At 65.8% G+C, this 11,914-nt stretch carries 12 protein-coding genes and 1 tRNA gene; 4 read left to right on the top strand and 9 right to left on the bottom strand.

What is annotated here, in order from left to right:
• Window positions 1-56: 56 nt before the first annotated feature.
• Together H292_RS0100360 and H292_RS0100355 are read right to left on the bottom strand one after the other, a co-directional pair.
• Window positions 57-1,565, bottom strand: a complete 1,509-nt coding sequence (locus H292_RS0100360) for an SDR family NAD(P)-dependent oxidoreductase (RefSeq protein ID WP_230594247.1) — start codon at window positions 1,563-1,565, stop codon at window positions 57-59.
• Window positions 1,566-1,695: 130 nt separating this feature from the next.
• Window positions 1,696-1,784: transfer RNA gene (locus H292_RS0100355), tRNA-Leu, on the bottom strand.
• A 128-nt stretch (window positions 1,785-1,912) separates the two neighbouring features.
• On the opposite strand from H292_RS0100355, the gene H292_RS0100350 reads away from it, so the two are divergent.
• Window positions 1,913-3,274, top strand: coding sequence for a M20/M25/M40 family metallo-hydrolase (locus H292_RS0100350; RefSeq protein ID WP_080733931.1), 1,362 nt, complete (start codon window positions 1,913-1,915; stop codon window positions 3,272-3,274).
• A 27-nt stretch (window positions 3,275-3,301) separates the two neighbouring features.
• Window positions 3,302-3,829 carry a YbhB/YbcL family Raf kinase inhibitor-like protein gene (locus H292_RS0100345; RefSeq protein WP_019666303.1) on the top strand — a complete coding sequence of 176 codons (528 nt, stop codon included), beginning with the start codon at window positions 3,302-3,304 and terminating at the stop codon, window positions 3,827-3,829.
• Window positions 3,830-3,919: 90 nt separating this feature from the next.
• On the opposite strand, the gene H292_RS0100340 is transcribed toward H292_RS0100345, so the two are convergent.
• The 3 genes from H292_RS0100340 to H292_RS0100330 all read right to left on the bottom strand — a co-directional run bounded on the left by H292_RS0100340 (window position 3,920) and on the right by H292_RS0100330 (window position 6,368).
• Window positions 3,920-4,987: a quinone-dependent dihydroorotate dehydrogenase gene (locus tag H292_RS0100340; RefSeq protein ID WP_020110086.1), complete on the bottom strand. Its 1,068-nt coding sequence runs from the start codon at window positions 4,985-4,987 to the stop codon at window positions 3,920-3,922.
• A 15-nt stretch (window positions 4,988-5,002) separates the two neighbouring features.
• On the bottom strand, window positions 5,003-5,221 hold the full coding sequence (locus H292_RS0100335; protein ID WP_051127716.1) for a DUF5703 family protein: 219 nt from the start codon (window positions 5,219-5,221) through the stop codon (window positions 5,003-5,005).
• 118 nt (window positions 5,222-5,339) lie between these two features.
• Complete coding sequence (locus H292_RS0100330; RefSeq protein WP_020110084.1) at window positions 5,340-6,368, bottom strand: YncE family protein; 1,029 nt, start codon at window positions 6,366-6,368, stop codon at window positions 5,340-5,342.
• Window positions 6,369-6,562: 194 nt separating this feature from the next.
• Here H292_RS0100330 and H292_RS0100325 point away from each other — a divergent pair, with 194 nt between their 5' ends.
• Window positions 6,563-6,940: a hypothetical protein gene (locus H292_RS0100325; protein WP_020110083.1), complete on the top strand. Its 378-nt coding sequence runs from the start codon at window positions 6,563-6,565 to the stop codon at window positions 6,938-6,940.
• Here H292_RS0100325 and H292_RS26640 read toward each other — a convergent pair.
• From H292_RS26640 to H292_RS0100305, 4 genes are all read right to left on the bottom strand, one after another.
• Window positions 6,937-7,797 carry a heme ABC transporter ATP-binding protein gene (locus H292_RS26640; protein WP_020110082.1) on the bottom strand — a complete coding sequence of 287 codons (861 nt, stop codon included), beginning with the start codon at window positions 7,795-7,797 and terminating at the stop codon, window positions 6,937-6,939. The genes H292_RS0100325 and H292_RS26640 overlap by 4 nt on opposite strands.
• A complete protein-coding gene (locus H292_RS0100315; RefSeq protein WP_019666297.1) occupies window positions 7,788-8,855 on the bottom strand; it encodes a FecCD family ABC transporter permease in 1,068 nt (355 codons plus the stop codon). Before H292_RS0100315 ends, H292_RS26640 begins: the two co-directional genes overlap by 10 nt.
• Window positions 8,855-9,823 carry a heme/hemin ABC transporter substrate-binding protein gene (locus H292_RS0100310; RefSeq protein WP_230595727.1) on the bottom strand — a complete coding sequence of 323 codons (969 nt, stop codon included), beginning with the start codon at window positions 9,821-9,823 and terminating at the stop codon, window positions 8,855-8,857. Before H292_RS0100310 ends, H292_RS0100315 begins: the two co-directional genes overlap by 1 nt.
• A gap of 97 nt (window positions 9,824-9,920) precedes the next feature.
• Window positions 9,921-10,853 (bottom strand): aldo/keto reductase, encoded by a 933-nt coding sequence (locus H292_RS0100305; RefSeq protein WP_019666295.1) that lies wholly within the window; start codon window positions 10,851-10,853, stop codon window positions 9,921-9,923.
• A gap of 207 nt (window positions 10,854-11,060) precedes the next feature.
• Here H292_RS0100305 and H292_RS0100300 point away from each other — a divergent pair, with 207 nt between their 5' ends.
• Window positions 11,061-11,903 carry an undecaprenyl-diphosphate phosphatase gene (locus tag H292_RS0100300; protein ID WP_170947582.1) on the top strand — a complete coding sequence of 281 codons (843 nt, stop codon included), beginning with the start codon at window positions 11,061-11,063 and terminating at the stop codon, window positions 11,901-11,903.
• The last annotated feature ends 11 nt before the right edge of the window (window positions 11,904-11,914 follow it).

Raw genomic sequence — 11,914 nt, 5'->3', positions numbered from 1 at the left:
ACCCCGAGGATCTCGTATATCCGTGAGTACGGCCGGGCAAACGTCGGCGAACGGGACTACCAGGGCGACGGCTGGTAGTCCTTGAGGAACTTGCCGTAGAGGTCCACGCCGAGCTCGCCCTGCACGATCGGGTCGTAGACGCGAGCTGCGCCGTCGACGAGATCCAACGGTGCGTGGAAGCCTTCGTCGGCCAGACGCATCTTCGTCGGGTGGGGTCGTTCGTCGGTGATCCAGCCGGTGTCCACAGCACTCATCAGAATTCCGTGCTCGAGCATCTCCTTGGCGCTGGTGCGCGTCAGCATGTTCAGCGCAGCCTTCGCCATGTTGGTGTGCGGATGGCCGGGGCCCTTGTAGGCGCGGCTGAACTGGCCTTCCATCGCGGAGACGTTGACGATGTACTTGCGCCGGGCGGTCGATGCCTGCATCGACGCACGCAACCTCGACACCAGAATGAACGGCGCCACCGAATTGCACAGCTGCACTTCGAGCAACTCGACAGGGTCGACCTGCTCGACCGTGTGAATCCAGCTGTTGGTTCCCGCCAGATCCGGCACCAGGCCACCGGCATCGATCGCGATACCCTTCTCGATGCGCTCGGCGGTGGCCGAACCTGCAATCAGCGCAAGGGAACTGACCGCCTCGGCCGACAGCGCCTCGCCGGACACGGCGCCCTCGTCGCTGTGCGGCAATGATTTGGCGAGTGATGCCGGATGCGCTTCGCTGGTCTTACCGAACGAAATGGTCGCGACGTCGGAACCCGCGGGTAGGGCTTCGGATTCCGCGTCGATCAGTGCGCTGTAGGAACCAGGGGAGCGCTTCACCGTCTGCGCGGCGTTGTTGACGAGAATGTCCAACGGGCCCTCCGCGGCCACCGAATCCGCCAGTGCCACCACTTGGGCCGGATCGCGGAGATCGATGCCCACGACCCGAAGACGATGCAGCCAGTCTGCGCTGTCCTCCATCGCCGAGAATCGTCGAACCGCGTCGTTCGGGAAGCGGGTCGTGATGGTGGTGTGCGCGCCGTCGCGCAACAGTCGCAGAGCGATGTACATGCCGATTTTCGCGCGCCCGCCGGTGAGCAGTGCCCGTCGCCCCGTCAAATCGGTACGCGCATCACGCTTTCCGCGATTGAACGCCGCGCACTCCGGGCACAACTGGTGATAGAACGCGTCGACGAGGGTGTAGCGCTGCTTGCAGATGTAGCACGGCCGCGCGCGAATCAGCGTGCCCGCGTACTCGCCCGACGCGCGTGCCGTCAGCGACAGTCCGGCCGTCTCGTCGTCGATACGATCCGGCGAACCGGTCGCAGTCGAAGCGACGACGGCTCGGTCGGCCTCCGACTTCGCGTTGCGCGCGGCGATACGCCGCGAGCGCTTCAAGTCCTTGAAAAGCTGACCCGAGGCTCTTTGCACGACAATGGAATCAGGATGATTTTTATCCAACGATCCGGCCTGCCTCAACACCCGTAGACACGCCTCGAGATCAGCGGGATCGATTCCCTCCGCGGTGGTCGACACGGCGTCGGACTCGGTGTCGGACGGGGTGTCGAACTCGGGGTCGTTCATCGATCTGTCCTTTCGCGCTGCGCCCACACCGTCGTCAACGCAGGCCCACAACGACATAGACCCCGATTCCGCTGGAATCGGGGTCTATGTCGTCTGTCTCAACTCAGAAATCTTGGATCGTTGCGATCCCTGGTGTCCGAGGGGGGACTTGAACCCCCACGTCCGTTAATAGGACACTAGCACCTCAAGCTAGCGCGTCTGCCATTCCGCCACTCGGACCAGATGTTGTTCAATTGTTCGCACACCCGCTCGCTGCGTGCTCGACAAAGATATAGCAAGGGTGCCCGATCGCCCAAATCCGCACGTCAGTTCGCCCGAGGCCCGAAGACTGGTGGTAGGAAAGTGGTGTGTCTTCTTCCGATAATTCACCTGTCAGTTCTGTCCGCACCACCGCGCTCGACGAGGTCGTGGACCTCGTCAGTTCGCTGATCAGATTCGACACGTCGAACACCGGCGAACTGGCGACGACCAAGGGCGAGAAGGAATGCGCCGAGTGGGTGGCGCAGAAGCTTCGGGAAGTGGGATACGAGACCGAATACGTCGAATCCGGTGCACCCGGTCGAGGTAACGTCTTCGCGACACTTCCGGGCGCGGACCCGAACCGAGGGACGTTGCTGATTCACGGTCACCTCGACGTCGTCCCGGCGGAGCCGGCGGACTGGAGCGTCCACCCGTTCTCCGGCGCGGTCGAGGACGGGTACGTCTGGGGCCGCGGCGCCGTGGACATGAAGGACATGGTCGGTATGGCACTCGCGTTGGCGCGCCAGTTCAAATCCAACGGAACGGTGCCGCCGCGCAACATCATGTTCGCGTTTCTCGCCGACGAGGAGAACGGCGGTCGGTGGGGTTCGCAGTGGCTAGTCGAGCATCGTCCCGACCTGTTCGAAGGCGTCACCGAAGCTGTCGGTGAAGTAGGCGGGTTCTCGCTGACCGTCGCCCGGCCGGACGGTACCGAGAAGCGTCTCTACATGGTCGAGACGGCGGAGAAAGGCCTCGGGTGGATGAAACTGACTGCGAAGGCGAGGGCAGGCCACGGATCCTTCCTGCACGACGAGAACGCCGTCACCTATCTCGCGGAAGCTGTGGCGAAGTTGGGCAACCACACGTTCCCTCTCGTGATCTCCGACTCGGTCGCAGAATTCCTGTCCGCGGTCGCGGAGGAGACGGGCCTCGACTTCGACCCGACGTCGCCCGACCTCGACGGCACCCTGCAGAAGCTCGGAAGCATCGCCAGGATCGTCGGTGCCACGCTTCGGGACACCGCCAACCCGACGATGCTGAAGGCCGGGTACAAGGCCAACGTGATTCCGCAGACCGCGGAAGCCATGGTCGACTGCCGTGTGGTTCCCGGTAGGCAAGCCGAGTTCGAGCGCGAGGTCGACGAGTTGATCGGCCCGAACGTCGAGCGGGAATGGGTGACCAAGCTCGACTCCTACGAGACGACGTTCGACGGGCACCTCGTCGACGCGATGAACGATGCAGTCCTCGCGCACGACGAGAACGGTCGAACCGTTCCCTACATGCTGTCCGGCGGCACCGACGCGAAGGCCTTCGCGAAGCTGGGCATCAGGTGCTTCGGTTTCGCGCCACTGAAGCTGCCGCCCGAGCTGGATTTCGCGGCACTCTTCCACGGCGTCGACGAGCGGGTACCGGTCAGTTCGCTCGAGTTCGGTACACAGGTATTGGAACACTTCTTGCTCCACAGCTGACAAGCAATATTCGAGAGGGCTGATCACGTGACGTACGACCCCTATGCATCACTCCCGTCGCTTCCCACCTTCGAGCTGACGTCCGAGGACGTCACCGACGGTGGAACTCTGGCGACGCAACAGGTCAGCGGCATCATGGGTGCAGGTGGCCACGACAACTCACCGCAACTGTCCTGGTCGGGCTTCCCCGACGGGACCAAGAGCTTCGTCGTCACCGTGTACGACCCGGACGCGCCTACCGCCTCGGGCTTCTGGCATTGGGCAGTGGCCAACATCCCGGCATCGACGACGTCGCTCGTCTCCGGCGCAGGAGACGACGGTGGCACCGGAATCCCGAGCACCGCGGTGACGCTGAAGAACGACGCGGGGCTGTTCCGCTACATCGGCGCCGCACCCCCGGCCGGTCACGGGCCGCATCGCTACATCTTCGCGGTGCACGCCGTCGACGTGGAAAGACTGGAGGTCGACGAGACCGCGACGCCGGCGTACCTCGGGTTCAACCTGTTCTCGCACGCGATCGGCAGGGCGCTGCTGACCGCTACCTACGAAGCCTGATTCAGCGACTGCGCCCGCTCCGCCCGCTGTCGAGCGGGCGGAGCGGGCGCAGTTCGGCAGTGCAGCTGCCCGGCGGTGCCGTGGTTCGACTCACCTGTGCGCGGAGCCCACGGCGTCGGAGAGTGTGCTGAATCCTTCCGCGCGGAGCCGCTTCGCGATTCCTCGGTTGATCGACCGCATCCAGAACGGGCCGCCGTAGATGAAGCCGGTGTAGCCCTGAATCAACGACGCTCCGGCCGTGATGCGATCCCAGGCCTGATCGGGTGTCTCGATTCCTCCGACCGACACGAGTGTGATGGATCCTCCGACACGCGCGTACAGCCTCCGGAGGACATCCAAGGACCGGTCGGCCAACGGCGCGCCGGACAGCCCTCCTGCGCCGATGGTGTCCACCGCGTCGACGGGCGTCCGCAGACCGGACCGGCCGATCGTCGTGTTGGTCGCGACGATTCCGTCGAGACCGAGTTCGACGGCAAGGTCGGCGACCGCGTCGATGTCCTCGTCGAGCAGGTCCGGAGCGATCTTGACCAACACCGGCACCGATACGACGGATTGGACCGCCGACAGGATCGGGCGCAACGATTCCACCGCTTGAAGGTCGCGAAGACCAGGGGTGTTGGGGGAACTGACGTTCACGACGACGAAATCCGCGAGCGGCCCGAGGAGAGTCGCGCTTGCGGTGTAGTCCGCGGCGGCCTCGGACGCCGGGGTCACCTTCGTCTTGCCGATGTTGGCCCCGATGGGAATTCCTCCTCGGCGGTGGCGCAGCGCGTTCGCCGCATGACCGGAGCCGTGATTGTTGAAACCCATGCGGTTGATCAGTGCGCGGTCGGCGGGCAGCCTGAACAGTCGTGGCTGCGGATTGCCCGGCTGTCCCTGCGCGGTCACCGTGCCGATCTCGGCGAAGCCGAATCCGAGCGGCCCCCACACGTCGACTCCGTCGGCGTTCTTGTCGAATCCCGCGGCGAGCCCGAGTGGAGTGGGGAAGTCGACGCCGAAGGCGGTGCTCCTCAGCGCCGGATCGCTCACGACGAGGACCTTCGCCACGAGCGCGCGGATCGGTGACCACGCCGTTGCTGCGCGCATCGCGAAGAACGCGAGATGGTGAATGCGTTCCGGGGAGACAAGGAACATCAAGCGGAGCAGAGCGCGGTACACGAGCCTTCTTTCGACCTAGATTCCCGGATCCGGGATGTGGTGGGCAGTCTTCTTACGTTTGAGCAGTACTCTCCGGCTGCCGTCGGTGTAGAGGCGCACGCGAGAGAGCTCCCAACCACCGAATTCGGCTTGGATCGCCAGTCTCATGGATGCGGTCACTCGCGTGACATCGGGCGGCAGTCGCAACGGAATGTACTCCCAGTCGTCGGACCCGGACTCCCACTCCGTAGGCATCCTGCTGCGTGTGCTGTTGTTCTTCAAACGCTGCGCCCTTCCCTGCCGTGTGCCGTCGACCTGCGGTGTGCCCTCGACCTGCGGTGTGCCCTCGACCTGCTGTGAGCGTTGCGAGTGCTCAGCCCCGTTCGGCGGTGTCGATCCGTTGTAGACCGCCTCCGGTGGCCGACCCGACGTAGAGCGCACCCGAATCCGGGTCGACCGTGATCGAGTCCGGCTGCCTCACCGTGGAGAACCTGCCGGACTCGACGGGAATTCCTGTGTCGAGGGTGTAGCCGACCACCTCGTTGTCCGCGGGAGTGGTGACCCACACTGTGTCGGACTTGTCATCGTAGGTGACTGCCCACGGCTGCGCACCGACCGGAAAACGTTGCCGAAGAAGAAGGTCGTCGGACGAGTACACCAGCAGTTCGCCGCCTGCGGCGTCCGTGACGAGGATCCGGCCGTACTCGTCCGTGTCGAGGCGTGCGGCGCCTGTGCCCGCCCTGAGGGCCAGACCGAGGGATTCGTCGTCGACGTTCACCTGAGTCAGCGAAGTCTGGTGGCGGTCGAGGGCGGCCAGCCCGTGTTCGGTGGACGCAAGTGCGTCGACGGAGGTCAGCCCGCCGATGGACTGTGACCGATTCGCACCGAAGTCGACGATATGAATGCTGCCACTGTCGTCACCGGCGACGACAGTGCCGTCCGAGAGAGTGGCCGCGCTGAGAAGGTTTCCGCCGGTGTCCACGTTTCGAACCCCGGAGCTGCGGAGATCGACCTCGGCGAGGCTTCCGTTCATCGGAAGAAGCAGGGTGCCGTCGACGCCGGGAACGACGTCGGCTGCCGCACCGGGAAGCGGGACCGACCGCGGCGGTGCGGCCGCGTCGTCGGCGTCGAAGACCGTCAGGGCGGTGCGAGCATCGTCGAGCGCGACGATGCTGCGCGTCACCGGTTCGAATGTGGTGGAATGCAGTCCGGAGGGGGAGGGAACGACCGAGCCGCTCGGGGGAACCGATGTGTCGGGCGACGTTATGCCGGTGAGGGGTTCGAGGTCGACCGCATCCGGTTCGTCCGACGAGCCGGAGCCGGAGTCCGAGCATCCGGCCACCAGCAGACATGCGGATGCGGCCGCGGCGAATAGATGCCACGGGGTGTGTCGAACGTTCATCGATCCGCAAATCCTTCTCTCGGGGCGCTGTCAGCACCGTCGGTGCACCCGTTCACCTTGCCTGATGATCGATGACCGGTGTTCGCCGGACCTCCGGTGACCGGGCATGCACACATCGGCGGTACCGTGATTCGGCACCCTGTTCAGTCGAAGGCCAGGACCGTCAAGAGCCAGGACCGTCGAAAATACGAGGAGTGGAGTTGGCGACCGAACACGACAGTGACGCGTCGAGTGTCGCGACGTTCCAGGTGGAGCAGGTCAGCACCGGAGCTCAGGCAAGCGGGTTCGGCAGCACCGAGGACAACAGGCCCTTCGCGTTTCGCGTGTACAAGAGAACGCTGTACCTGGAGATCTATCGCGCGGATCTTCCGTCGCCGGTTCCGGACCGCTCCGACGTGACGGCTGTCGCGGAGCAGTCGGTCACGGAGATCGATCTGACCGACGAGCGAAGCATCGTGGCTGCGGTCAGAGATGCGGTCGGCTCCGCCGATTCGCTCGGCGCGGACGCCAAGGAATCCTCGGCCGTCCGATCCTTTCTCGGCCGTGTCGGCTCGGTGATGGCGTCCATCTAGAAACCGGCTCGCTGCGAACCTTTCGCTCGATCGCCGCGAACGGGCAGTACCAGCAGTCCGCCGGTACGTGGATGGTCGAACACCTCCACGCGGTGGCCGTACACGCGGGTCAGAAGCTCCTCGTTCAGAGTCGACCGCGGAGAACCGACCGCGACCAGAGCGCCGCGGTCGAGGATCGCGATTCTGTCGGAGTAGGCGGCTGCCAGGGCGAGATCGTGCAGGACCACGACGACTGCGTCTCCGCGGCGAGCTCGATCTCGTGCCACGGACATGACGGTTTCCTGATGGCCGATGTCCAGCGCGGCGGTCGGTTCGTCGAGCAGCAGCGTCGAGGTTCTCTGCGCCAGCACTCGCGCCAGTGAGACTCGGGCACGCTCGCCGCCGGACAGACCGGCGAACGGTCGATCCGCGAATTCCGTGACGTCGCAGTGCTTCATGGCGAGGGCGACCGCCGCATCGTCGTTCTCCGCCTCGTCCGTGCCCGCCCACGGCGCCCTGCCCATGCGGACGACCTGATGCGCGGTGAAGGAGAACCCGACGGTGTGCTGCTGAGGGAGCACCGAACGGCGTCTCGCGGCGTCGAGGTCCGACCAGTGCGCGAGCGGTCGTCCGTGCAGTTCGACCGAGCCTGCGGCAGGTCGGAGTTCGCCGGTGAGTACGGCCAGCAGTGTGGATTTGCCTGCGCCGTTCGGCCCGACAAGTGTCAGAACTTCGCCGGCGACGACATCGACGTCGACGCCTCGGAGTACTTCCCGACCGGAACGGACGGCGGTGACCCCGGCGGTGCTCATGGTCACGGTTCCGGCCGTCACGTCGTCGGGAAGGTCTCGGTTCCGTCGAAACAGCGTCATGCCCATCCGCCTTGCTCGGCGCGAGTTCTACGCAGCATCCAGAAGAAGAACGGTGCGCCGATCAGTGACGTGATCATGCCGAGGGGCATGTCCACGTTGTCGACGAGCGTTCGTGCGAGGAGATCCGACGCCAGGAGAACGACGGCACCGCACAGCGCGCTCGCCGGAACCAAGGTTCGGTGAGCCGGACCGAGAAGCATACGCATCAGGTGCGGGACGACGAGGCCGACGAACAGGATGATTCCGGTGAACGCGACGCCGGAGGCGACCAGTACGGCCACGATGACGATGGCGGTCTGTCGCAGCCGTTCCACGTTCACACCGAGGTGCCGGGCGACGTTCTCCCCGAGTGCGAGCAGGTCCAGTCGTCGTGACAGGGCGACGGACGCCCCGATTCCGACGACGGCGAGCGGCGCCACCACGCCGACGGCCTGCCAGGTGGCGCCCGAGAGTGATCCGAGTTGCCAGAAGACGATCTGATCGCGTGCTGCCGGTGAGGCGACGAAGGTGAAGAACGCGATGAGACCGCCGGCGAACGCATTGATGGCAACGCCGGTGAGGATCAGCGTGACGACTTCCGTCCGTCCACCGCCTCGGGCCAGTACGTAGACGAGCACCGTCGTGATCAGACCGCCGAGGAATGCGGCGGTGGCGACCGACCACACCCCGGCGAACGCTCCTCCGAGCACGAACACGGAGGACGCTCCGACAGCTGCGCCCGAGGACACGCCGATCACTCCTGGTTCGGCGAGCGGATTGGCGAACACTCCCTGCAACAGTGCACCGGCCGTGCCGAGACAGGCGCCGACGACGGCACCGAGAACGATGCGTGGAAAGCGAACCTGCCACAGGGTGACTTCCCCGCTGGGGTGGGCAGGCATGGGTCCGACGTCGAGGCCGATTCGATGCAGGACGCTGCCCATCACTTCGAGTGGCGTCGTCGGAACCTGGCCGACGCACGCCGAATACACGGCGAGTCCGACGGCGAGGATCGCCAGAACGGCGAAGACGACGGTGGTGCGGAGCCGAGCAGGTGTCGGCACGGCTGCAGTCGATGTGTCCATCAAGCGGGCGCGTAGACGGCCTCGGCCAGCGCACTCAGAACCTTGCCGGTGTTGGGGCCGAAGCTGAGAACGACGCCGTCGGCCATGTCGACGACGCGCTGGGACTGCCCTGCCGGTGTCTGTGCGATGCCGGGTACCTGCTCGAGGCCGTCGATCCCACCGATCGAGTCGAGTCCACCGGTCATCATGAGGATGACGTCCGGTGCGGCGGCGATGAGGGCTTCGCTGGTGATCGGGACGAACTGTTCGGTGAGACCCGATGCGGTGCCCGCGTCTTCCGCGCCCAGGCCGGCGATGAGCGCATCGGCTCCGGACCCGGGCCCGGCGAGCATCTTGATCGCCGGACCGCGCATGTAGAGGAACGCGATCTTCACCGGTTCGCCGTCGGTGGGTGCACTCGACGATGCCTCGGCGATCTCGGCCTCGGTGCGCTGCGCGAGAACTGATCCGCGCTCGGGCACCCCCAGAGCGTTCGCGACGGAGACGATCTGGTCCCCGACCGTGTTCATCGTTCGGGTCGGATCGAAGAAGACGACGGGGATCCCGGCGGCGCGGAGCTGATCCTGCACTCCGCGTGGGCCGACACTGGTGTCGGTGAGCACTACCGTCGGGGCGAGCGCGAGGATGGATTCGGCGCTGAGCGAATGGCCGTTCGGCGTGACGTCGGTGACATCGGCGACGGCCGGAAATTCTGCGGACGTGTCCCGACCGACGAGGTTGTCGCCGAGTCCGAGCGCGTAGACCGTGGTGGTGAGCGTTCCGTATTGATCGGCTGCGACGATGCGGCTGGCGTCGGTGATCGTGACGTCTGTTCCGTCGAAACCGCGGACCGTCACCGGCAGGGTCGGCTGCTGCCGGGAATCGACGGGTTCCGGATCGGGGTCGGCGATCACGGCGGTGCGCGGGCCGATGGAATCCGCCCCGGAGTGCGTCTGCTGGTCGGGGGCGGAGCACGCAACCGAGGCCAACACGGTAGCCGCCACGACAGCAACCACAGCCGAGCGACGCGAAGAGCGTTGCAGTGTCGACGAGAAGTTCACGCAGACAAGGTTAGCCTGAGTTGACTCAGCTGCTGACGTCGTCGAGTGCGGACGTGATGGCGCGAGGGAGTTCCAGGTCCTCGACGACCAGGATGCCGGTGAGCTGAGCGAGATCACGTGCACCGACGATCGCCGACGCCACCCCTGGCCGGTCGCGCGCCCAGGCTAGGGCCACGGTGAGCGGGGATGTCTTCAAGCCACTTGCAGCGGTGACTGCGGCTTCGACGACGTTGGCGGCGCTGTCGGTCAGGTACCCGGCGATCGACTCGGCGTAGGCGTCGTCGGCGCCGCGTGAATCGGCAGGTGTGCCGTGGCTGTACTTTCCGGTCAGTACACCGCCGGCGAGCGGAATCGCTGCCAGCACTCCGACACCGTGGTGCTGCGCGGCGGGCAGGAGTTCGTCCTCGATCCCGCGTGCGAGCAGCGAGTACTCGGCCTGCGTCGCGACGATTCGTCCTGCGTCTGCCGCGCCCGCCGCCGTCGCCAACTGCCAACCGAGGTAGCCGCGTGCGCCGACGTACCGCACCTTGCCGCTCGTCACCGCATAGTCCAACGTCGAGGCGATCTCGTCGACGGGGGTGTGCTCGTCCCAGGCGCCGACCTGCCACAGGTCCAGGTACTCGGTGCCGAGTTCGCGCAGCGTGTTGTCGAGTTGGTCGAGCAACGATCGGCGAGAGCAGTCGACGCGGTAGCGCCCACCGGTGGTGATCACTCCCGCTGCGCTGCTCACGATCAGTTCGCGCCGCGGGACGACGTCGTCGAGTACCTCGGCGAGTACGCGTTGGGCGCGGCCTTCGCCGTAGGACGGAGACGAGTCGACGAGTGTTCCACCGGCCTCGGCGAATGCCGACAACTGCGCGGCGGCGTCGTCGCCGTCCGTTCCGCTACCCCAGCCGAGAGTTCCGAGACCGAGTCGGGACACGCGCAGGCCACTGGATCCGACAGATCTCTGCTTCATGGTGTTCTCGAGATTCCTCACGTTGTGTCCGGCGCCAGATGAGCACAGTAGTGCGCCCGCACCGTCGATGCGAGCCTGCCGCGGGTCGTCCGCGTGTGTCGGCCTGTGCGGCAGTGCGCTGCCGGGTACCGTCGTGGCCGTGAAATGTGTAGAGGGCCCAGGTTTCGACGTGCTCGGGGAATCGGGTCGTGCGGGGGTGCGCCAGTGATCGGCGAGTCTATGACCTGGTTGCAGGCGATCATTCTCGGAGCTGTCCAGGGGCTGACCGAGTTCCTCCCGATCTCGTCGTCGGGGCACCTGAGGATCGTGTCGGAGGTGTTCTTCGGCGACGATGCAGGCGCGTCGTTCACCGCCGTGAGCCAGCTCGGCACGGAAGCTGCGGTGCTCCTCTTCTTCTGGCGCGACATCGTCCGCATCGTGAAAGCCTGGTTCGCCGGGTTGCTGGACAAGGCGAAGCGAGATCTCGATTACCGGCTCGGCTGGTACGTGATCATCGCGACCGTTCCCATCGGTGTCCTCGGCATTCTGTTCAAGGACCAGATTCGGACCGGCGCTCGAAACCTGTGGCTCATCGCCACCATGCTCATCGTGTTCGCGATCGTCATCGCGGTGGCCGAGTACGTCGGCACCAAGCGTCGCCCCATCGAGAAGATCACCACGCGTGACGGTCTCGTCATGGGTGCCGCTCAGTGCCTCGCGCTCATCCCGGGCGTGTCGCGTTCCGGAGCAACGACCAGCGCCGGGTTGTTCCTCGGTCTGGAGCGCGAGGCCGCCGTACGATTCTCGTTCCTGCTGGCGATCCCCGCCGTCACCGCATCCGGCCTGTTCTCGCTGCCCGACGCGTTCGAGCCGGCCGGGGAAGGACTGAACGCGTCGGGTGCGCAGTTGGTGGTGGCGACGATCATCGCGTTCGCGCTGGGGTACGCATCGATCGCGTGGTTGCTGAAGTTCGTGGCGAACCATTCGCTGTACTGGTTCGTCGGTTACCGCATCGTGCTCGGCGTCGGTGTCATGGCGTTGTTGTCGGCGGGCGTCGTCTCCGCGACCTGACGGCTCGCCGA

The sequence above is a fragment of the Rhodococcus sp. 114MFTsu3.1 genome (genome assembly GCF_000383555.1).
GTDB lineage: Bacteria > Actinomycetota > Actinomycetes > Mycobacteriales > Mycobacteriaceae > Rhodococcoides > Rhodococcoides fascians_E.
This window is presented reverse-complemented; position numbering and strand designations above follow the sequence as displayed.